This is a genomic window from Nocardioides sp., assembly GCF_035547795.1.
Lineage (GTDB): Bacteria > Actinomycetota > Actinomycetes > Propionibacteriales > Nocardioidaceae > Nocardioides.
Map to the genome: position 1 here is coordinate 1 of NZ_DASZUF010000214.1, position 19,115 is coordinate 19,115.

Below are 19,115 nucleotides of genomic sequence, written 5' to 3' on the forward strand. Positions count from 1 at the left end.
CCTCGTCGTCGCCTTCCAGGGCCACTACAGCCGCTTCGTGGACATGGCGCACTGACGTCGGCCGGTGTTGTCGAGGTCGGTCTTGATGATCTCGCTCGCAAGGGCTCCTAGGGTGCAGCCTTCGTGGTAGGCGCGTTCGTAGCCGACGTAGAAGGCCGCCCATGTCCGGAAGGCGTCCAGGCTGTCGAATCCGCCGAACCGCTCACTGCGCAGCAGGCCCCAGGACCCGGTCGGCCTGCCAGGAGATGGACGAGGCTCTCCTTGGTCGGGAAGACCATCGAGGATCACAACCCCGCACTCGTCGCCACCGGCCTCTCGCTGTGAGGGCTCACCGTCCGCACCATTGCTGGCATCGCAATCACCCTCGGCCCAACTGGGGTCAACACCGCGGACACCCTGGTCGACGACGGCCCTCAGGTGCAGGCGCTGGCAACGAAGTACAGCGCACAGCTGGCGACCGCCGCGAAGCTGACCCCGGCTACCTCCGCCGCTCTGACCGCAAGGCCGAACGACCAGGCCGTTCGGGCGCGAGCTGTCGGTGGCGAGCTGCTCCTGGTAGGTGGCACCGCGCTCGCGAGCACGACCAGCGCGTCGCACGCGAGCTCGCTGATCTCCGAAACGGCAGGGTCGCGAGGCCGTGATCGCCGGGATCCGCGCCTGCGACCAACCACCTCCACCGGGCGGTTGACAGAAAACTCAACGAGCGTAGAGTTCAATTAACTCAACGATCGAGGAGTTTTTGATGACCGCCACAGCCCTCACCGCGGAGCGCAGGCTCGCCGGGGGACGTGGCCGCTGGCTGGCGCTGGCGGTCGTGCTCTCGGCGGTGTTCATGCAGCTGCTCGACACCACGATCGTCACGGTGGCGGTCCCCTCCATCCAGGCCGATCTCGACACCAGCTTCGGCATGGTCCAGCTGGTGCTGGCGGGCTACTCGCTCACGTTCGCCTGCACCCTGATCACCGGCGGTCGTCTCGGTGACAGCTACGGTCGCCGCCGGCTGTTCGTGATCGGAATGCTCGGCTTCGTCCTGACCTCGGCTCTGTGCGGCGCGGCACCGAACGGCACCACGCTGGTGATCTCACGACTGCTGCAGGGCATGTTCTCCGGGCTGATGTTTCCGCAGGTCCTGGCCATCATCCAGGGCCTGTTCGACGAAGGGAGCCGGCCCCGGGCGCTGGGTGCGTACGGCGCCTCGATCGGCCTGGCCACCATCTCCGGCCCGGTACTGGGCGGTGCGCTGATCGCGGCCGACGTCTTCGGTAGCGACTGGCGCTCGATCTTCTACCTCAACCTGCCCATCGGCATCGTCGCCCTGACCGGGGCCCTGCGGATCGTCCCGGAGACGTACGGCGATCGGGGGCGGCGACTCGACCTCACCGGTGCAGTGCTGGTGACGGCTGGCCTGTTCCTGCTGGTGCTCCCGCTGGTGGTGGGACGTGACCAGGGCTGGCCGGCCTGGACCTGGGTTCTGCTCGCTCTCAGCGTGCCGGTGCTTGCGGTCTTCGTGGCCCAGCAGCGTCTGCTCAGCGCCCGGCCCGGTGGCGATCCCCTGGTGCGACTGCGCCTGTTCGGGCAGCGCAGCTTCAGCGTCGGGCTCGCGGTGAGCCTGGTCTTCTTCGCCGGCATCCCGAGCTTCTTCTTCGTCTTCATCCTCACGCTGCAAGCGGGGCTCGGCTACAGCGCGGTGCACGCCGGGTCGGTGACGCTCGGGTTCGCGATCTTCGTCGCCGTCGCCTCGGCGCGCTCCAGCGCCGTCGTACGGCGGCTCGGCACCGGGACCCTCTCGCTCGGCACGGCCCTGTTGGTGCTGGGCATGGCAGGGGTCGTGCTGACCCTCCATCTGGCCGGCACCGGCCTGCACGGCTACCAGTTGCTGCCCGCCCTGGCGGTGGCCGGCGCCGGCGCGGGGCTCTTCCTGGCACCGGTCACCGGCGTCATCATCGCCGGACTGCCGCAGCGGGACGCCGGCTCTGCCTCCGGCGTACTGGCCACGGCGCAGCAGGTCGGCGCCGCGTTGGGCATCGCCGTCGTCGGAGTGATCTTCTTCGGCCTGCTCGGTGCCAACGCGCAGCGTTCGATCGATGCGGTCGGTCCCGGCCTGCAGCACGAGATCGCGTCCGCCGGGCTGAGCAGCGCCCAGCAGCACGGCGTGCTCGCCGGCTTCACCCGCTGCTTCACCGACCGCGCCCACGCCACGGACCCGTCGGCGACGCCGCGAAGCTGCGCTCGGGTGACCGCGCAGGTGGCGAAGATGCCACGGGCGGTCGCGTCCGCGGTCCTGGACGAGGCGATGCCCCACGCTCGTCGCCACGACTTCGCCCGCACGCTCGAGCAGGCCCTGACCTGGCAACTCGGTGTCTTCGCGCTCTCGTTCGTGCTCGTTTTGGCGCTACCTCGGGTGCGGGGCGCCGACGTCGCGACCGTCCCGGGCGCCTGAGACGGCCATCCGCGCCCGCAGTCACACCGCCACGAAGGGAGCATGACCATGCACATCCTCATCGCCGGAGGCAGCGGCCTCATCGGCCGGGCCACCACCCACACCCTGCTGTCGGCGGGCCACCAGGTCACCGTGGCCGCCCGCCGGGAGGTCGAGCCGCCCGCTCGGGCCCGATTCGTGTCGATGGATGCCGGCAGTTCGCCCCGGTGCTGGCGGCCGGCTCGGTCTTCTCCTTCGCCCACCTCGCGGACGTCGCTCGGCATCGACTGATCCGTGGGGGAGCGTCGGCGCGAGGAGCAGTCAGACTCGGCCCGCCAGCCCCGGATCGAGCGCCGTCGGCAGTCCCGTCCGGCACAGCTCGAGCATGTCGTGGCTGCCGCGCAGGGCGGCGACCACCTCGGGAGCGGGCCGGACGAAGACCTGGGGATAGTCGACCTCGCCCGCCGCCGGGTCGGCCACCCAGGCCAGTCGCTCGCGGTACAGCGTGAACCGCGCGTCGACGTGGGCGTTGTTGCCGCGGGCGTCGATCCGGTGCCAGCGACCGTCGAGGTGGACGGCGACCAGGCCGTGCAGGACATGGCCGTCCCCGTCGCCGAGGCGCTGGTAGCACAGACCCGCCGGCACACCGCCGGCGCGCAGGAGCGCGGCAAGCAGGTGCGACTTGGCGAAGCACACGCCGGTGCGGTGTCGCAGCACCTCGGTGGCGCTGACGGTACGGCGCGGATCCTGCGCGTCGACCGAGTGGGTGACTCGGTCTCTGACCCAGGTATAGGCCGCCTTGGCGAAGGCGACGTCGTCGGTGGCATCGCCGCGGAGCTCGTGAGCGAGCGCGATGACCTCGGGGGCGTCGCTGCGCACCACCTCGTCGGCGGACAGGTAGGCCGACGCCTCGGCCGCGACGAGCGGCAGGGCGGCCCGGCTCGACGGGCCCGCGGACGAGGCACGGCCGGTCCGCAGGGCGTGAGCGATGTCGTCGCGACCGTGGTCCTCGGCGAGCGTGGCGGCTGCCTCGACGTCATACTCCAGGGAGCGAGCGCTGACCTCCCAGCCGTCGGCGGTGGAGCGCAGCAGTGCGTAGCGCGCGCGGGGGCTGCCCGCCTCGACACGGTGTGGGTGCGGGTCGCTGTCGGCGAACGCCGGCCAGCCCAGACTGCCGGGATTGACGACCAGCGCCCCATCGGGCAGACGGCGGATGCGTTGCAGGTGGGTGTGGCCGCACAGGTAGACGCCGTAACGCCGGGCGTGCGTGCCCAGCCGAGTCAGCACCTCCTCGTCGGTCGACTCGCGCAGACCGCCGGGGACGGCGGGATCGACCGTCTCGAGCAGATAGCAGAGATCGTCGGCGGGCGAGCCGTGGAACGCCAGTACGCCGGGGGCGATCTCCAGACTCGTCGGCAGGGCACCGAGACGGTCGAGGGTGGCACCGTCGAGGGTGTCGAACGCGAGCTGATCGGCCGCGCTCATCTCCTCGCGCTCGAGGGTGGTCAGCTGGCGCTCGTGGTTGCCGCGCACGGTCAGGATCTCCGGACGCGTCGCCAGCAGGGCCATGGTCCCGCGCGGGTCGACTCCGCCGGAGGCGATGTCGCCGAGATTGACCACGAGGTCGGGTCCCACGGCGTCGATCTCGGCCAGGAAGGCACGCAGCGCCGGCGTGTTGCCGTGGAGGTCGGAGAAGACGGCGATCAGGCTCATCGGGTGATCCTGTCGGTCAGTCGTGGCGGCCGCTGAGGGCCAGGCGCGCGCCGATGCCGACCATGGCCAGGCCGGCCGTGCCCCCGACGAGCTCGAGACGGCGAGGACTGGCGCTCAACCAGGTGCGCGCGGCGCCGGCGGCCAGGGCCCAGGTGCCGTCGGAGACCAGGGCCACCAGGAAGAAGACCGCACCCAGGAACATCATCTGGAGCGGGACGTGACCGCTCGCCCTGTCGACGAACTGCGGCAGCATCGCGGCGAAGAAGACCATGGCCTTGGGGTTCGCCACCCCGACCGCGAACGCGTCGAGGAAGATCCGCCGGGTGGCCTTGGCCTCGACGCGTGGGTCGAGCGCGGCCGCGAGCTTCCCCCGGTGGCGCAGCGCCTGGACACCGAGGTAGACCAGGTAGGCGGCACCGGCGAGCTTGACCAGCGTGTAGACCTCGACGGACCGCTCCACGATCGCGCCGAGGCCGAAGGCGATCGCGAGCATCTGGATGTAGACGCCGGTGGCATTTCCGACGACGGTGGCCAGGCCGGCGAGCCGCCCGAGCACCAGAGACCGAGAGATGACGAAGAGAACGCTCGGGCCCGGGACGGCGATGAGCACGAAGGCGGTCAGGGTGAAGGCGACCAGGTGATCCACGGGCAGCATGCGTCGACGGTAGCCGCGATTCGGCAAAACTCATAGCGTGTTGAGTTCACCTGTGTCGACCCGGCTCGCTCCCTATACTGCGCGGTATGCCGGCCTCTCCCCCTGAGCACTCGGGTCGCAGGAGAGGCGGCCGACGAGGGGGCGACGCCGACACCCGCGGCGACATCCTGCGCGCCGCCCGCAGGCAGTTCGCCAACGGATACGAAGCCACCACGGTGCGTGCGATCGCCCGCGACGCGGCGGTCGATCCCTCGTTGATCGTGCAGTTCTTCGGAGGCAAGGAAGGTCTCTTCCGGGCCATCCTCGACGAGGCCGTGCGACCCCACGACGGCATCGAGTCGGCGCTGGCCGAGGGCGACGGGGAGGTCGGAGCCCGCCTCGCGGCGTACTTCTTCGGGATCTGGGAGGACCCGGCGCGACGGGAGCCGTTCCAGGCGATGCTGGTCTCCGCCGCCTTCAACGAGGCCGCCAGCGACGTGTTGCGCGACTTCGTCCGAGCCGAGGTCATCGCCCGGGTGGGGTCCGTGATCGAAGGCGGCGACGTCGAGCTGCGGGCCGAACTGGCCGGCGCCCACCTGATCGGCGCCGCGCTGGTGCGCTACGTCTACCGCATCCCTCCGCTCTGCGACATCCCCTTGGCGGAGGTCGTCGGCCCGGTCGGTCGCGCCATCCAGGGCTATCTCACCGGCACGCACGTCAGCTGAGAGCCCGGTCGCCGGGAGGCGACCGCATCGGCTCGCCCTGGCGTCAAATACCACCCGGGGGTATCTTCGATGGAAGGCCACGGGCGGTGCCCGCCATCCACCACGAAGGGGTTGAGGATGTTCCTGATCGAGTTCGCGTGTCCGCGCGGCGCGCTCGCGGACGGCGACCGCCGCCTGCTCGCGGCAGACGTGTGCGAGGTGCTGGTGGGGGCGGAGGAGGGCGTCGCGGAGGAGACGATGCGCCGCGCCCGTGCCATGACCCACGTCGGCTTCCGCGAGCTCGACGGCTGGACGACGGGTGACGGTCCGTGGACGCCCGGTGCGGTGCCGCCGCTCTGGGTGACGCTCACGGTGCCGGAGTCGTGGCGCTCGGAGATGTCGCGCACCGCCACCGGGGCCGTCCGGCGCGCCGTCCGCCACCTCGATCGCCAACACGACTGGCAGCGGGCTCAGGAAGACCTGTGGGTCAACCTGGTGGGCATCGCCGACGGCAGCATCGGCATGGGCGGCAAGCCGTGTACCGCCGACGAGGTGGTCGCCCACATGACCGCCGAGTATCGCGCGCAGAGGGACGCCGGCGCAGCGGACGGCACGGACCTGCCCGAAGGGATCGTGATCGACCCGATGTGCGGGATGCACGTGCGGTTGGGGCCGGGCGCGCTGACCCTCGAGCACGACGGCCGGACGATGGGCTTCTGCGCCGCCGCCTGCCGGGCGGCGTATGCCCGCGAGAACAACCTGCCGGTCCCGGCCTGACCCGGTGAGCGCGGCGGCGCGGGCTCAGACTCGGGCGTGCAGCCACCGGAGCGCGGTGTTGGCGGCGTGGAAGCCGCCCATGCCGTGTACGCCGGCGCCAGGCGGGGTGGCCGACGAGCACAGGTAGACCCCGGGGACGCCGGTGGCGTACGGGTCCAGCGCGGCTCTCGGGCGCGCCAGGATCTGGCGGGCGGTGTTCGCGCCCGCGCTGATGTCGCCGCCGACGTAGTTGGCGTTGTAGGTCGCCATCTCGAGCGGGCCACGGGCCGCGACCATCAGCACCTGCTCGCGGAAGCCCGGCGCGAAGCGCTCGATCTGGCCCAGGACCGCGTCGGTCGCGTCCCCGTCGTACCCGTGCGGCACGTGGGCGTAGGCGTAGATCGGGTTGGCGGAGCCGCTCGAGCGGGACCTGTCAATGAGGTACTGCTGCCCGAGGAGGACGAACGGCCGCGGCGGCATCCGGCTCGCGACCGTGGCGGCCTCGACCCGGGCGATCTCGACTGCGGATCCCCCCAGATGCAGGGTGCCGGCACGCCGGCAGTCGTCGTTGCGCCACGGGATGTCGCCCTCGATGGCGATGTCGACCTTGAAGGCCGCCGGGCCGTAGGAGTAGCGCTGGTAGGCCCGGCGCACCCGGCCGGGCAGCCGGTCGCCGACGATCTCCAGCGCGCCACGCGGGGCGGTGTCGAGCATGACGACCTCGGGGCGGCCGCCGACCAGGTCGGCCAGCATGTCCAGGGAGGTGACCCGGACCCCCGTCACGACGGTGCCTCGGTGCGCTGTCAGCTCGGCCAGCAGCGCCCGGGTGATCGACTCGGTTCCGCCCGCGGCGACCGGCCACCCGACCGCGTGCGCGGTGGCGATCAGCATCAGGCCGACCGAGCTGCTCAGCGGGCTGTCGAGCCGTCCGAACTTGTGGGCCGCGACGCCGGTGAAGAGGGCACGCGCCGGCTCGTCCCGGAACATCCGGGCGAGCGCGGTCGCCGACGGCAGCGCTCGGAGACCGAAGCGACCCAGGGCGACGGGGTGGCGGGGGAGATGACCGAGCGGCTGGAGCACCTCGCCGATCAGGTCGTCGAAGTCGCGCACCACGGCACCGAAGAGCCGCAGCCAGCGGCTCTCGTCGACCCCCAGCGAGGCCGCCGACGCCCGCAGGTGCCGGGTCGCGATGCCGGCCCGGCCGTCGTCGAGCGGGTGCGCGAGGTCGACCTCGGGCCACAGCCAGCGCAGGCCGTGACGCTCCAGCGCCAGCGAGGCGAAGTACGGCGACGCGACGCCGGTGGGGTGGAACGCGGCGCAGTCGTCGTGGAGCAGCCCGGGGAGCGTCCGTTCGCTGGTGCGGGCGCCGCCGCCCGGCCGATCGCTCGCCTCCACCACGGTGACGTCCAGCCCGGCGTGCGCCAGCCGGATCGCGGCGGCGAGGCCGTTGGGTCCGCTTCCGACCACGACGGCGCTGGTCATCGCGGGGGCATCTCGTCGGCGTTCACGTCCTTCACGGTAGCCAAGAGTGATTTGCCAAGAACCATTTGCAAATGAATCTTGGCAATCTACCCTGAGGGCATGGCCGAGAAGAGACAGGCTGTCGTCACCCCTGGCCTGGCGGGGCTGCGCGCGTTGGCCCACCCGACCCGGCTGCGCATCCTGAGCCATCTGCGGATCGAAGGCCCGGCGACGGCGACCACGCTGGCGGCGCGGTTCGGGCTCAACAGCGGGGCGACGTCGTACCACCTGCGCCAGCTCGCCGAGCACGGGTTCGTGGTCGAGGACGAACAGCGCGGCAACGCCCGCGATCGCTGGTGGCGGGCCGCCCACCAGGAGACCCACACCCGTTCGGCCGACGCGCGGACCCGGGAGGAGAGGCAGGTCGCCGACGCCTACTGGCAGGCCGCGGCGGTGCTGTACGCCGAGAACATCCAGGCCGCGATGGGGGAGCGGCCGCTGTTGCCCGCCGCGTGGCGGGACGCCTCCACCGTGAGCGACTGGGTCTACACGATCCCGGCGGAGCGGGCGGCGGAGGTCGTGGCGAGGGTGAAGGAGGTCCTGGCCTCCTACGACGACGAGCCGGGCGCGGCCGCGGCGCCCTTCGTGTTCCAGATCCAGGCGTTCCCGGTGCCCGGGCACGTGGAGCCGTCCCCGTGAGAGGCGGAGCCCTCGCGGGCTTCCTCGCCGCGGACGCGGTCTCCTCGGCCGGGACCCGGCTCGCCCAGATCGCGATGCCGTGGCTGGTGCTCACCACCACCGGCTCGGCGTCGAAGACGGGGCTGGTCGCGTTCGCGGAGATCGCGCCGCTGGTGCTGGCGCAGGCCCTCAGCGGTCCGTGGATCGATCGCGCCGGCCCGCGCCGGATGGCCGTCGCCTTCGATCTCGCCTCGGCCGGGGCGGTCGCGCTGGTCCCGTTGACGTACGCGACCGGGTGGCTCCACTTCCCGGTGCTGGTCGCGCTGGTGGCCCTGACCGGGTTGCTGCGCGGACCCTGCGACGTGGCCCACCATGCGATGGTGCCGGCGCTGGTCCGTCATCTCGGGCTGCCCACCGAGCGGGTCACCGGCCTGGTCGGTACGACCGATCGCCTCGCCGCACTCGTGGGCGCGGCCGGCGGCGGTGGCGTGGTGGCGCTGCTGGGCCCAGCGGACGCGCTGCTGGTCGACGCCGCGTCGTTCGTGGTGTGCGGCGCGGTGCTGGGGGCGGCGACCCGCGGCATGGCGGCGGGCCGGGCCCTGATCCGCTCCCGCAGCCGAGACGCCGGCCGCGCCCCGGCGTACCTGACCGAACTACGCGGCGGCTGGGACATCCTGCGCCGCGACCCGGTCCTCCTCGGCCTGATGCTGATGGTCGCCGTCACCAACCTGCTCGACCAGGGCTATTCCGCGGTGATGCTGCCGGTGTGGGCGCGAGGCTCGGGGAGCGGCCCCGCCGCGATCGGTCTGCTCGGCGCTTGTATGGGTGGGGCAGCCCTGGTCGGGTCGTTGCTGGCGACGTGGCGGGCCGAGCGACTGCCGCGGTTTCGCACCTACGTCGTCGGCTACCTCCTGGCCGGCGCGCCACGCTGGATCGCGATGGCGTGCGGCTTCCCGCTGTGGGCGGTGGCGGCGGTCCACCTGGTCGCAGGATTCGGTGCCGGCTTCATCAACCCGGTGCTCGGCGCGGTGCAGTTCGAGCGCATCCCCGAGCAGCAGACGGGTCGGGTCAGTGCCTTGTCGCTGGCGGCGTCCTGGTCGCTGATGCCGCTGGGCGGCCTGTTCGCGGGGCTCGCGGTGAGCGGCATCGGGCTGGTCGCGGCGCTGGTCCTGTTCGGCGCCGTCTACTTCGCGACCACGATGGCGCCGGTGTGCTCGCCCGCGTGGCGCGGCATGGACCGCCGGCCGATGGCCGCCGCGCAGCCGTCGTAGGCGATCGCGAAGTCGAAGTACGTGTCCGGGTAGGGCTCGTCGCGCAGCGAGTAGTGCCACCACTCGTGGTCGTACCGGTCGAAGCCGCAGTCCTCCATGATGGCGCACAGATGCTCGCGGTTGCGCGCCTCGACGGGCGTGATCCCGGGTGCGCCGTGGTGCGAGATCGGGTCCATCAGGTCATGGTCGCCGCCCATCGGGACCAGCTCGCCGGTGGCCAGGTGGAAGAGGGTGAGGTCGACGGTGCTGCCCCGGCTGTGGCCCGACCGGGCGGCCACGTAGCCCTGCTCGAACATCTGCCAGCGCTCGATGCGGGGATAGTGGCGCAGCCTCCTCCGGCCGTCCTCGGGTTGTCGCGACCAGCGCAGAAAGCAGTCCACCGCGCGCTGCGGGCGGTAGCCGTCCCACAGCAGCAGACCGAAGCCCAGGTACGCCGCCTTCTCCTGGGCCTGGCCGAGGGCCTCGCACAGGGCCCGGGTGCCGACGATGCGGTTCGCCAGGTATCCGTCCACCGGCTTCCCGGTGAAGTTGTCCCAGGTGGCGTACTTGGCGTCCCAGCGGATGCCGGGCACCAGTTCGTCCACGAACACGAAGTCGCCGTTCATCGCCGCTTCCCGTGCAGCGTCAGGGACACCAGCCGGTCGATCACCTCGGCGAGCGGCAGCCCGGCGGCGGCCATCATCCGCGGATAGCGGCTGTACGACGTCATGCCGGGCAACGTGTTGACCTCGTTGAGTACCACCCGACCGTCCTCGGTGAGGAACATGTCGACGCGGGCGAGGCCCCGGCAGCCCAGCGCGCGGTAGATGGTCTTGGCCGTCTCCTGGACCAGCCGGCGGGAGTCCTCGGGGATGTCGGCGGGCACGATGAACGTGGCGTTCTCCGAGCCGCTCTCGGGCGACGCCTCCTGGTGGATTCTGAAGAAGCCGTGCGAGAGGGCGACGCGGTCCACCTCGCCGGCGACCAGACCGAACCGCTCGCCCATGATCGCGCAGCCGACCTCGCTCCCGACCACGGCCTCCTCGATGAGGACCTTGGCGTCGTACTGCCGTGCGATCGCCAGCGCCTCCGGCATTTCCTCGGCGCTGGCGACCTTGCTGACGCCGAAGGACGAGCCGGAGCGAGCCGGCTTCACGAAGACCGGGTAGCAGAGCCGGTCCGCGTCGACGTGCTCGTGCGGCGTGACGACTCGGAACGCCGGCGTGGCGATCCCCGCGCCCCGCGCGACGGTGTAGGCCAGCGACTTGTCCATGCACAGCGCCGAGCTGGCGATGTCGCAACCGACGTAGGGGATGCCGGAGAGCTCCAGGAGACCCTGGATCGCGCCGTCCTCGCCGAGTCTGCCGTGAAGCACCGGGAGGACCACGTCGAGCCGGACCGCCTCGTACGCGTCCGGCTCCAGCACCAGCAGCCCGTGCACGCCGCGGTCCGGCGACAGCACGGCGGTGCGGCCGTTCTCCCAGCCCGCGTCGGGGCTCTCGCAGAGCTTCCACGCCCCGCTCGGGGTGATCCCGAGATAGAACGGCTCGTACTTGTCGGTGTCGATGCTCGCGGCGATCTCGCGCGCCGACTTGACCGAGACGGGGTGCTCCTCGGAGATCCCGCCGAAGATGACACCGATCTTGACTCTATTCATGGTTTCCGCTTTCGAATCTCAGGCAGTTGATGAGGCTGTTCTCGACGATGTCGACCAGGGCGTGGTCGGTGTAGAAGGCGGTGTGCGGGCTGATGAGCACCTGCGGCAGCCGCTGGAGACGGAGCAGCGCCGCGCTGGGCACGGGTCGATCCCGGCAGTCGGCGTAGAAGACGCCCTCCTCGCCCTCGAGGACGTCCAGGGCCGCGCCGCCCAGCCGACCCTGCTCGAGCGCCCAGATCAGCGCCTCAGTGTCGACGAGCCCGCCGCGGCCGGTGTTGACGACGACCGCACCGCGCTTCATCCGTCCGATCCGCTGCCGGTCGAGCAGGTGGTGGGTCGTCGCGGTCAGCGGCGTGTGGAGGGTGACGATGTCGCTGTCCCGGAGCAACTCGTCGAGATCGACGTGCTCGGCGGTGGTGGCACGGCTGTCGTGGGTCAGCACCCGGCAGCCGAAGCCGCGCAGCCGGTCGCGGACCGCGCTTCCGATGCGTCCGGTCCCGACGACGCCCACGGTCAGGTCGCGCAGCTCCCGGCCGCGTAGGTGGCTGTCCAGCCGGTAGTCGTGGGCGTCGGTACGGCGGATGAGGGCCGGCGCGTGGCGCAGCACCATCAGCATCATCATCAGGGTGAAGTCGGCGACGCTGTCGGGCGAGTAGGCGACGTTCCCGACGCAGATCCCGAGGCTGCTCGCATAGGCCACGTCGAGGTGGTTGGCGCCGATGCTCCTGGTGGAGACGTAGCGCACGCCGGCGTCGGCGAGCGCGCGAAGGGCGCCGTGCGTGACAGGGGTCTTGTGACCGATGCTGATGCACCGTCGGCCGAGTGCCAGGTCGACATTCGCCTCGGACACGGCCTCCTCGACGATGGTCGGCAGGACGCCGAACCGGGGCGCGAGCTCTCGGAACAGGGCGGCCTCGTCCGGGCCGCAGCCGTAGACGGTGATGCGCGTGCTCCTCGGGCGCGCTGCGCGGCGACGTGCCGGTTGGCTGACGAACATGCCGCCCAGTCAAGGCAGCGCGACGTTGTCAGCGCGTATGCGGAATTCGATACGCCCGCGATACAGCAGTGCTCTCTAGCATCGAGCCATGCGTGTGCTGATCGTCGAGGACGAGCCCCTCATGGCCGAGGCCGTCCGCGACGGCCTGCGCCTGGAGGCGATCGCCTCCGACATCGCCGGCGACGGCGAGACCGCACTGGAGCTGTTGAGCGTCAACGCCTACGACATCGCCGTACTCGACCGCGACATCCCCGGCCCCTCCGGCGACGAGGTCGCCGCCCGCATCGTCGCCTCGGGCAGCGGCATGCCGATCCTGATGCTCACCGCCGCCGATCGGCTCGACGACAAGGCGTCGGGGTTCGAGCTCGGCGCCGACGACTACCTCACCAAGCCGTTCGAGCTGCGCGAGCTGGTGCTGAGGCTGCGCGCGCTCGACCGGCGCCGCGCGCACAGTAGGCCGCCCGTGCGCGAGCTCGCGGGCCTGCGCGTGGACCCGTTCCGTCGCGAGGTCTATCGCGACGGGCGGTACGTCGCGCTCACCCGCAAGCAGTTCGCCGTGCTGGAGGTGCTCGTCGCGGCGGAGGGTGGCGTGGTCAGCGCCGAGGAGCTCCTGGAGCGGGCGTGGGACGAGAACGCCGACCCGTTCACCAACGCCGTGCGCATCACCGTCTCGGCGCTGCGCAAGCGCCTCGGCGAGCCGTGGATCATCGCCACGGTGCCCGGCGTCGGCTACCGCATCGAGACGGCATGACCAGGCCGCCGGGGCTCAGCGTCCGGCTCAAGCTCACCCTGAGCTACGCCGGCTTCCTCATGCTGGCGGGCGTCGTCTTGCTCACCGCGGGCTACTTCTCCCTCTCGCGCGGGTTCCACCCCGGGGTGGTGTTCATGGTGCGCAGCCACGCGCAGTTGTTGCGCTCCTTCGCCCCGACCGCGGTGCTGGTGCTGGCCTTCCTGCTGGCGTTCGGTCTGCTGGGCGGATGGATCCTGGCCGGCCACATGCTCAGCCCGCTGAACCGGATCACCGAGGCCACCCGGATCGCGGCCGACGGCTCGCTCTCGCACCGGATCCGGCTCCCCGGCCCCAACGACGAGTTCCGCGAGCTCGCCGACAGCTTCGACGCCATGCTGGCGCGGCTGGACGCGCACGTGGCCGAGCAGAAGAGGTTCGCCGCCAACGCCTCCCACGAGCTGCGCACCCCGCTGGCCATCACACAGGCGCTCCTCGAGGTCGCCCGCAAGGACCCGGACCGGGACCTCGCCGTCCTCCTCGACCGGCTCTACGACGTCAACGTCCGGGCGATCGACCTCACCGAAGCCATGCTGGTGCTCAGCCGTGCGGACCAGCGCTCCTTCACCCGCGAGCGTGTCGACCTGTCCCTCGTCGCGGAGGAGGCCGCCGAGACGCTGCTGCCCCTCGCCGAGCGGAGCGGCGTCACGATCGAGACGTCCGGCGACCTGGCGCCGACGACCGGCTCGCCCGCGCTCCTGCTGCAGCTGACCACGAACCTGGTGCACAACGCGATCGTCCACAACCTGCCCCAGCAGGGCACGGTGTGGGTCGCCACCTCCGTTCACCCCGAGTACGTCGAGCTCGCGGTCGAGAACACCGGTGAGGAGCTCGCCCCGCACCTGGTCACCACGCTCACCGAGCCGTTCCAGCGCGGCACCGAGCGCCTCCACACCGATCACGCGGGCGTCGGGCTCGGCCTGGCGATCGTCAAGAGCATCACCCTGGCGCACGACGGCACCCTCGTGCTCACGCCCCGGCCCGCCGGCGGACTCCGCGTCACGGTCCGACTGCCGGTCGGGGGCTGACCGGCACCCGTCAGCCGGCCGCGGCCAGCTCCGCCTCCGACCGCAGCACGCAGAACTCGTTGCCCTCCGGGTCGGCGAGCACCACCCAGCCGCTGCCCGGGCCGTGCGTCCCGCGCAGGTCGGCGACCTGGGTGGCGCCGTACTCGCGCAGGCGGGCGACCTCCTCGTCACGGCCGCCCTGGCGCGGGCGCAGGTCCAGATGGAGCCGGTTCTTCACCGCCTTGCCCTCCGGCACCTCGATGAACAGCAGCCGGTGGCCGCCGTCGGGATCGCGGATCATGCACTCCCGGTGGCCGGGCAGGTTCGGGTCGCCGTCGATGTCGACGTAGCCGAGGACGCCCTTCCACCACTGGGACAGCTCGTAGGCGTTGCGGCAGTCGATCGTGACATGCGAGACGAAGCAGCTCATGGCGGCATTCTGGCGGCGGAGGAAGATGGGCGCATGCCCGATGTTGCGACGTACGTGAACGTGGCCGGCCGCCGGGTCTGGCACGAGGTGAGCGGGGCGGGCAGGCCGCTGGTGCTGCTGCACGGCGGCTTCTCCGGGGCCGCGTCCTTCGCCGCCCAGACGCCGGCGCTGGCCGCGGCCGGGTTCCGCGTGCACGTGCCCGAGCGGCGCGGTCACGCGCACACGCCGGACGTCGACGGCCCCCTGACCTATGCGGTGATGGCCGAGGACACCATCGCCTACCTCGCGCAGGAGGTGAGGGGGCCGGCGCACCTGGTGGGATGGAGCGACGGCGCCGTGGTCGCGCTGCTGGTGGCCATGCGCCGGCCCGACCTGGTGGCGCGGATGGTGCTGATCGACCAGTACTACGCGGCTGCGGGCCGGGCCGAGGACGGCGACGGCGATCTGACCGAGGCGCTGGCCGCGCCGGAGGCGATGGAGTTCCTGCGCCACGGCTACGACCCGGTCTCGCCCGACGGTCCGGAGCACTTCGCCGTGGTCCACGCCAAGACCATCCAGATGTGGCGCACCGAGCCGGAGATCCCGCTGAGCGAGCTCGCGGGCGTCACGGCGCCGACGCTGGTTCTCCAGGCCGACCGCGGCGCCGTACGACTCGACCACTCGGCGGCCGTCGCCGCAGCGCTGCCCGAGGGCCGCCTGGCCGTCCTGCCGGGCACGCACTCCCTTCCGGCCGAGTCCCCGGGGCCGGTCAACGCGCTGCTGGTGGACTTCCTGGGTGCGGCCACCCCCTAGGGTGGTCGCGTGTACGACGGCGAGGCAATCTGGTCGAAGGTCGACGACTACTTCGTCGACCGTCTGGTGAACGAGGACGACGCCCTCGTGGCCGCGCGGGAGAGCTCCGCGCGCACGGTGATGCCGCAGGCGGACGTCTCTCCGACCCAGGGAGCGTTCCTGTCCGTGGTTGCGCGGATCGCGGGGGCGAGGCGGGTGCTGGAGTTCGGCACCCTGGCCGGCTACTCGACGATCTGGCTGGCCCGGGCGGTCGGCCCGGCGGGCAGGGTCGTCACCTTCGAGATCGACCCGGCCACGGCCGTCGTGGCCGAGGAGAACCTCCGCCGGGCGGGGGTGGCCGATCGGGTCGAGCTGGTCGTGGGGCCCGCCCTCGAGTCGGTCCGAGCGCTGGTGGAGGCGAGCGTCGAGCCCTTCGACCTGGTGTTCATCGACGCCGACAAGCCGAGCAATCCGGCGTACCTGGAGGCCGCTGTGGCCTTGAGCCGGCCCGGCACGGTGATCATCGGCGACAACGTCGTCCGCAACGGCGCCGTCGCGGACCCCGACAGCTCCGACCCGCGGGTGCACGGCACCTGGGGGCTGATCGACATGCTCGGACAGGACGACCGGATCGAGGCCACCGCGCTGCAGACCGTCGGGGTGAAGGGGTGGGACGGCTTCGCCATCGGCGTGGTCCGGTAGGCCAGCCTTCACAAAACAACAGCTGGGTTGGTCGGGTGACACGCCGGCATGTCGCCCGACCAACCCAGCTGTTGTTCCTACGACCGCCGCAGCGGTCGCATGTTGGTCCACCCCACCCAGCCGCGCTCCTCGAGCAGCTCCAGCAGCCGGGTCGCGCAGGGCACCGAGTCGAGGAAGACCGCGTCCAGCAGCGCGGCGAGGTCGGCGGGCAGCGCGTTCTGCGCCCAGTCCTTGGCGGGGACGGCGTCGAAGAGCGCGGCCAGCCGGTCGGCCACGGCGGGCAGCCGGGGGTCGTCGGCGGACCAGCCGATCACCTCGGCGAGGTCGCGGTAGAGATCCCGGACGCCCGGGTCACCGAGCTGCTGCTCCTTCATCCGCATGTAGAACGGCATCTGCTCGGGCAGCTGCGCCGCCACCAGGATCCAGGCGTCGCGCTCGGCCTCGACCATCGGCTCGGGCACCCCGATCGACCGCAGTCGACCGAGGTAGGCGACCGCCTCGGGTGGCAGCGCCAGGCTGTCGCCGGCGGCGAGGCCGGCGATGCGCCGGCGGTGCCGCTGCAGCTCGCGGATCTCGGCGCGCAGCCGGCGGTCGACGTCCTCGACCGCCGCGGCGAACTCGGCCTCGTCCGCGGTCAGCAGCTCGCGCACCCGCGACAGCGGTACGCCGGCGCCGGCCAGCGTGCGGATCCGGATGAGCTCGACCACCGCCGCCGCGTCGTACCGCCGATAGCCGGAGCGGTCCCGCTCGGGCTCGGGCAACAGTCCGGTCGCGTGGTAGTGCCGGACCGCGCGCACCGTCACGCCGGCGTACGACGCCAGCTGGCTGATCGTCAGCATGACCGCATTCTCACGCCAGCCGGCGACGGTAGGTCAGCATCGCCAGTCCGTAGGCGACCAGCAGCAGGCCCACGCACCACGCCAGCGCGATCCAGGCGTCATGGCCCACCGGCTGCTCGGCGTACAGGCGGCGGATGGTGTCGACGATCGACGTCACCGGCTGGTGCTGGGCGAACCAGCGGACCGGCCCCGGCATGCCCGCGGTGGGCACGAACGCGGAGCTGACGAACGGCAGGAAGATCAGCGGGTAGGAGAACCCGCTGACCCCGTCGACCGAGGTCGCGGTCAGGCCCGGGATCACCGCCAGCCAGGTCAGCGCCAGGGTGAAGAGCACCAGGATCCCGACCACCGCCAGCCAGGCGAGCACGCCGGCGCCGGAGCGGAAGCCCATCGCGACCGCGACGAGGACGACGAGCACCAGCGAGACCAGGTTGGCGATCACCGAGGTCAGCACGTGACTCCACAGCACCGCCGAGCGGGCGATCGGCATCGACCAGAAGCGCTCGACGATGCCGCCGGAGACGTCGGTGAAGAGCCGGAACGCGGTGTAGGAGATGCCGGAGGCGACGGTGATCAGCAGGATGCCGGGCAGCAGGTAGTCGACGTATCTGCCGGAGCCGGCGTGGATGGCACCACCGAAGACGTAGACGAACAGCAGCAGCATCACGATCGGCGTGACGGCGGTGCTGATGATCGTGTCGGGGCTGCGCAGGATGTGGCGAAGCGAGCGCTTCAGCAGGACGAGGGTGTCGTTCACGGCTGCTCCTCCGGGGTGACGATGGCGAGGAAGACCTCTTCGAGGCTCGGCTGCTTCTCGACGTACTCGACGGTGGCGGGCGGCAGCAGCCGCTTCAGCTCCGCCAGCGTGCCCTCGACGATGACGCGGCCCTCGTGCAGGATCGCGATCCGGTCGGCGAGGTGCTCGGCCTCGTCGAGGTACTGCGTGGTGAGCACCACGGTGGTGCCGCGCCCGGCGAGCTGCTTGACCGTCGCCCAGACCTCGATCCGGGACTGCGGGTCGAGCCCGGTGGTCGGCTCGTCGAGGACGAGGACCGGCGGGTCGCCGATCAGGCTCATCGCGATGTCGAGGCGGCGGCGCATCCCGCCGGAGTACGTCGCCACCCGCCGGCCGGCCGCGTCCTTCAGGCCGAACCGCGTCAGCAGGTCGTCGGCGATGCGGCCCGGGTCGGCCAGGTGTCGCAGCTGAGCGACCAGGACGAGGTTCTCCCGACCGGTCAGGACATGGTCGACGGCGGCGAACTGCCCGGTCAGGCTGATCGACTCGCGCACCTTCGCCGGCTGTGCGGCGACGTCGTACCCGTTCACGGTGGCGGTCCCGCCGTCGGCCTTGAGCAGCGTCGACAGGATCCGCACCGTGGTCGTCTTGCCGGCGCCGTTGGAACCCAGCAGCGCCACGATGGTGCCCGCGGGGATGCTCAGGTCGACGCCCCGGAGCACCGCGTGGTCGCCGTAGGACTTGGTCAGCCCGGCGATCTCGATGGCTGGTGTGGTGGTCATGGCACCAGGCTGCGACCCTGACGCAGCGTCAAGGTCAAGCGGCGATCGACGGCACCTGCCTTCCTCGTCGTGAGACGATCACCACGGACCGACGGAGGGATGTCGATGGCGCAGCAGTACGACCAGATCAGCGACCGACTGGCGGAGTTCATCGCCGGTCAGCACGTGTTCTTCGTCGGCACCGCCGCGCGCGACGGGCGGGTCAACGTCTCACCCAAGGGGCTGGACTCGCTGCGAGTGCTCGGCCCGAACCGGGTGGTGTGGCTCAACGGCACCGGGAGCGGCAACGAGACCGCCGCGCACCTGCTCGACGTGAACCGGATGACCCTGATGTTCTGCTCGTTCGAGCGACAGCCGCTGGTGCTGCGGCTCTACGGGACGGCCGCGGAGATCCAGCCCGACCAGCCGGAGTGGGGCAACCTGATCGGCCTCTTCCCGACGATGCTCGGCGCCCGGCAGATCTTCGACGTGACCGTCGACCTGGTCCAGACGTCGTGCGGCTACGGCGTGCCCCTGATGGAGTACGTCGACGAGCGCCCGCTGATGCGGCAGTGGGCGGAGAAGAAGGGGCCCGACGGACTGGCGGCGTACCACCGCGACAAGAACACCACGAGCATCGACGGGTTCCCGACGGGGCTGCGCGCCTGAGCGCCTAGATGCCGACGCGGTCGCTGCGGCGCTCCACGAGCACGACGTCCCGCCATCGCCCGGCCATCGGGCCGTACTCCATCAGGCCCACCCGCTCCCGTGTCCCCACGACGCGGAAGCCGGCGAGGCGGTGCAGCGCGAGGC

Annotated in this window: 21 protein-coding genes; 11 read left to right on the forward strand and 10 right to left on the reverse strand. The window is 71.7% G+C overall.

Going from position 1 to position 19,115, the window contains the following annotated elements:
• The first annotated feature begins 742 nt into the window (after window positions 1–742).
• Both VHA72_RS15860 and VHA72_RS15865 read left to right on the forward strand, forming a co-directional pair.
• A complete protein-coding gene (locus VHA72_RS15860) occupies window positions 743–2,440 on the forward strand; it encodes an MFS transporter (protein ID WP_325576946.1) in 1,698 nt (565 codons plus the stop codon).
• Between the two features lie 42 nt (window positions 2,441–2,482).
• On the forward strand, window positions 2,483–2,710 hold the full coding sequence (locus tag VHA72_RS15865; protein WP_325576948.1) for an NAD-dependent epimerase/dehydratase family protein: 228 nt from the start codon (window positions 2,483–2,485) through the stop codon (window positions 2,708–2,710).
• A gap of 30 nt (window positions 2,711–2,740) precedes the next feature.
• On the opposite strand, the gene VHA72_RS15870 is transcribed toward VHA72_RS15865, so the two are convergent.
• Window positions 2,741–4,132, reverse strand: coding sequence for a metallophosphoesterase family protein (locus VHA72_RS15870; RefSeq protein ID WP_325576950.1), 1,392 nt, complete (start codon window positions 4,130–4,132; stop codon window positions 2,741–2,743).
• Window positions 4,133–4,148: 16 nt separating this feature from the next.
• Complete coding sequence (locus tag VHA72_RS15875) at window positions 4,149–4,787, reverse strand: LysE family translocator (RefSeq protein ID WP_325576952.1); 639 nt, start codon at window positions 4,785–4,787, stop codon at window positions 4,149–4,151.
• Between the two features lie 86 nt (window positions 4,788–4,873).
• On the opposite strand from VHA72_RS15875, the gene VHA72_RS15880 reads away from it, so the two are divergent.
• Window positions 4,874–5,491: a TetR/AcrR family transcriptional regulator gene (locus VHA72_RS15880; RefSeq protein ID WP_325576954.1), complete on the forward strand. Its 618-nt coding sequence runs from the start codon at window positions 4,874–4,876 to the stop codon at window positions 5,489–5,491.
• Window positions 5,492–5,608: 117 nt separating this feature from the next.
• Window positions 5,609–6,247, forward strand: coding sequence for a hypothetical protein (locus tag VHA72_RS15885; protein ID WP_325576956.1), 639 nt, complete (start codon window positions 5,609–5,611; stop codon window positions 6,245–6,247).
• A 24-nt stretch (window positions 6,248–6,271) separates the two neighbouring features.
• Here VHA72_RS15885 and VHA72_RS15890 read toward each other — a convergent pair whose 3' ends face one another.
• Window positions 6,272–7,708 (reverse strand): phytoene desaturase family protein, encoded by a 1,437-nt coding sequence (locus VHA72_RS15890; RefSeq protein WP_325576958.1) that lies wholly within the window; start codon window positions 7,706–7,708, stop codon window positions 6,272–6,274.
• Between the two features lie 99 nt (window positions 7,709–7,807).
• On the opposite strand from VHA72_RS15890, the gene VHA72_RS15895 reads away from it, so the two are divergent.
• Window positions 7,808–8,386, forward strand: coding sequence for a helix-turn-helix domain-containing protein (locus tag VHA72_RS15895; protein ID WP_325576960.1), 579 nt, complete (start codon window positions 7,808–7,810; stop codon window positions 8,384–8,386).
• Window positions 8,383–9,636 carry an MFS transporter gene (locus VHA72_RS15900; protein ID WP_325576962.1) on the forward strand — a complete coding sequence of 418 codons (1,254 nt, stop codon included), beginning with the start codon at window positions 8,383–8,385 and terminating at the stop codon, window positions 9,634–9,636. The genes VHA72_RS15895 and VHA72_RS15900 overlap by 4 nt, the downstream gene beginning before the upstream one ends.
• Here VHA72_RS15900 and vanX read toward each other — a convergent pair.
• From vanX to VHA72_RS15915, 3 genes are read right to left on the reverse strand one after another with little or no spacing between them, the layout of a single operon-like run.
• The gene (gene vanX, locus VHA72_RS15905) at window positions 9,549–10,241 is read right to left on the reverse strand and encodes a D-Ala-D-Ala dipeptidase VanX (RefSeq protein WP_325576964.1); all 693 of its coding nucleotides are present in this window, start codon (window positions 10,239–10,241) and stop codon (window positions 9,549–9,551) included. The two genes, VHA72_RS15900 and vanX, sit on opposite strands and share 88 nt — an antisense overlap.
• Window positions 10,238–11,272, reverse strand: a complete 1,035-nt coding sequence (vanA, locus tag VHA72_RS15910) for a D-alanine--(R)-lactate ligase (protein WP_325576966.1) — start codon at window positions 11,270–11,272, stop codon at window positions 10,238–10,240. The genes vanX and vanA overlap by 4 nt, the downstream gene beginning before the upstream one ends.
• On the reverse strand, window positions 11,265–12,269 hold the full coding sequence (locus tag VHA72_RS15915) for a D-isomer specific 2-hydroxyacid dehydrogenase family protein (protein ID WP_325576968.1): 1,005 nt from the start codon (window positions 12,267–12,269) through the stop codon (window positions 11,265–11,267). Before VHA72_RS15915 ends, vanA begins: the two co-directional genes overlap by 8 nt.
• 88 nt (window positions 12,270–12,357) lie before the next feature.
• Here VHA72_RS15915 and VHA72_RS15920 point away from each other — a divergent pair, with 88 nt between their 5' ends.
• Together VHA72_RS15920 and VHA72_RS15925 are read left to right on the forward strand one after the other, a co-directional pair.
• Window positions 12,358–13,020, forward strand: coding sequence for a response regulator transcription factor (locus VHA72_RS15920; RefSeq protein ID WP_325576970.1), 663 nt, complete (start codon window positions 12,358–12,360; stop codon window positions 13,018–13,020).
• Window positions 13,017–14,084: a sensor histidine kinase gene (locus tag VHA72_RS15925; protein WP_325576972.1), complete on the forward strand. Its 1,068-nt coding sequence runs from the start codon at window positions 13,017–13,019 to the stop codon at window positions 14,082–14,084. Before VHA72_RS15920 ends, VHA72_RS15925 begins: the two co-directional genes overlap by 4 nt.
• Window positions 14,085–14,094: 10 nt before the next feature.
• Here VHA72_RS15925 and VHA72_RS15930 read toward each other — a convergent pair whose 3' ends face one another.
• Window positions 14,095–14,493, reverse strand: a complete 399-nt coding sequence (locus tag VHA72_RS15930) for a VOC family protein (RefSeq protein WP_325576974.1) — start codon at window positions 14,491–14,493, stop codon at window positions 14,095–14,097.
• 33 nt (window positions 14,494–14,526) lie between these two features.
• Between VHA72_RS15930 and VHA72_RS15935 the strand changes: the two genes are divergently transcribed.
• Together VHA72_RS15935 and VHA72_RS15940 are read left to right on the forward strand one after the other, a co-directional pair.
• A complete protein-coding gene (locus tag VHA72_RS15935; protein WP_325576976.1) occupies window positions 14,527–15,285 on the forward strand; it encodes an alpha/beta fold hydrolase in 759 nt (252 codons plus the stop codon).
• A 9-nt stretch (window positions 15,286–15,294) separates the two neighbouring features.
• Complete coding sequence (locus VHA72_RS15940; protein WP_325576978.1) at window positions 15,295–15,966, forward strand: O-methyltransferase; 672 nt, start codon at window positions 15,295–15,297, stop codon at window positions 15,964–15,966.
• A 77-nt stretch (window positions 15,967–16,043) separates the two neighbouring features.
• Here the strand turns inward: VHA72_RS15940 and VHA72_RS15945 are convergent, their stop codons facing one another.
• From VHA72_RS15945 to VHA72_RS15955, 3 genes are read right to left on the reverse strand one after another with little or no spacing between them, the layout of a single operon-like run.
• Window positions 16,044–16,805, reverse strand: coding sequence for a helix-turn-helix domain-containing protein (locus VHA72_RS15945; protein WP_325576980.1), 762 nt, complete (start codon window positions 16,803–16,805; stop codon window positions 16,044–16,046).
• A 10-nt stretch (window positions 16,806–16,815) separates the two neighbouring features.
• Window positions 16,816–17,562, reverse strand: coding sequence for an ABC transporter permease (locus VHA72_RS15950; protein ID WP_325576982.1), 747 nt, complete (start codon window positions 17,560–17,562; stop codon window positions 16,816–16,818).
• On the reverse strand, window positions 17,559–18,323 hold the full coding sequence (locus VHA72_RS15955; RefSeq protein WP_325576984.1) for an ABC transporter ATP-binding protein: 765 nt from the start codon (window positions 18,321–18,323) through the stop codon (window positions 17,559–17,561). Before VHA72_RS15955 ends, VHA72_RS15950 begins: the two co-directional genes overlap by 4 nt.
• Before the next feature lie 105 nt (window positions 18,324–18,428).
• On the opposite strand from VHA72_RS15955, the gene VHA72_RS15960 reads away from it, so the two are divergent.
• Window positions 18,429–18,971 carry a pyridoxamine 5'-phosphate oxidase family protein gene (locus VHA72_RS15960; RefSeq protein ID WP_325576986.1) on the forward strand — a complete coding sequence of 181 codons (543 nt, stop codon included), beginning with the start codon at window positions 18,429–18,431 and terminating at the stop codon, window positions 18,969–18,971.
• Window positions 18,972–19,115 lie beyond the last annotated feature (144 nt).

What these genes read in the sequence shown, in the direction of transcription:
- VHA72_RS15890 (WP_325576958.1), bottom strand. Translation starts at nt 7,708, where the DNA reads ATGACCAGCGCCGTCGTGGTCGGAAGCGGACCCAACGGCCTCGCCGCC.
- VHA72_RS15945 (WP_325576980.1), bottom strand. Translation starts at nt 16,805, where the DNA reads ATGCTGACGATCAGCCAGCTGGCGTCGTACGCCGGCGTGACGGTGCGC.
- VHA72_RS15915 (WP_325576968.1), bottom strand. Translation starts at nt 12,269, where the DNA reads ATGTTCGTCAGCCAACCGGCACGTCGCCGCGCAGCGCGCCCGAGGAGC.
- VHA72_RS15885 (WP_325576956.1), top strand. Translation starts at nt 5,609, where the DNA reads ATGTTCCTGATCGAGTTCGCGTGTCCGCGCGGCGCGCTCGCGGACGGC.
- VHA72_RS15920 (WP_325576970.1), top strand. Translation starts at nt 12,358, where the DNA reads ATGCGTGTGCTGATCGTCGAGGACGAGCCCCTCATGGCCGAGGCCGTC.
- VHA72_RS15930 (WP_325576974.1), bottom strand. Translation starts at nt 14,493, where the DNA reads ATGAGCTGCTTCGTCTCGCATGTCACGATCGACTGCCGCAACGCCTAC.
- VHA72_RS15865 (WP_325576948.1), top strand. Translation starts at nt 2,483, where the DNA reads ATGACCATGCACATCCTCATCGCCGGAGGCAGCGGCCTCATCGGCCGG.
- vanA (WP_325576966.1), bottom strand. Translation starts at nt 11,272, where the DNA reads ATGAATAGAGTCAAGATCGGTGTCATCTTCGGCGGGATCTCCGAGGAG.
- VHA72_RS15860 (WP_325576946.1), top strand. Translation starts at nt 743, where the DNA reads ATGACCGCCACAGCCCTCACCGCGGAGCGCAGGCTCGCCGGGGGACGT.
- VHA72_RS15955 (WP_325576984.1), bottom strand. Translation starts at nt 18,323, where the DNA reads ATGACCACCACACCAGCCATCGAGATCGCCGGGCTGACCAAGTCCTAC.
- VHA72_RS15960 (WP_325576986.1), top strand. Translation starts at nt 18,429, where the DNA reads ATGGCGCAGCAGTACGACCAGATCAGCGACCGACTGGCGGAGTTCATC.
- VHA72_RS15875 (WP_325576952.1), bottom strand. Translation starts at nt 4,787, where the DNA reads ATGCTGCCCGTGGATCACCTGGTCGCCTTCACCCTGACCGCCTTCGTG.
- VHA72_RS15895 (WP_325576960.1), top strand. Translation starts at nt 7,808, where the DNA reads ATGGCCGAGAAGAGACAGGCTGTCGTCACCCCTGGCCTGGCGGGGCTG.
- VHA72_RS15870 (WP_325576950.1), bottom strand. Translation starts at nt 4,132, where the DNA reads ATGAGCCTGATCGCCGTCTTCTCCGACCTCCACGGCAACACGCCGGCG.
- VHA72_RS15925 (WP_325576972.1), top strand. Translation starts at nt 13,017, where the DNA reads ATGACCAGGCCGCCGGGGCTCAGCGTCCGGCTCAAGCTCACCCTGAGC.
- VHA72_RS15935 (WP_325576976.1), top strand. Translation starts at nt 14,527, where the DNA reads ATGCCCGATGTTGCGACGTACGTGAACGTGGCCGGCCGCCGGGTCTGG.
- VHA72_RS15880 (WP_325576954.1), top strand. Translation starts at nt 4,874, where the DNA reads ATGCCGGCCTCTCCCCCTGAGCACTCGGGTCGCAGGAGAGGCGGCCGA.
- vanX (WP_325576964.1), bottom strand. Translation starts at nt 10,241, where the DNA reads ATGAACGGCGACTTCGTGTTCGTGGACGAACTGGTGCCCGGCATCCGC.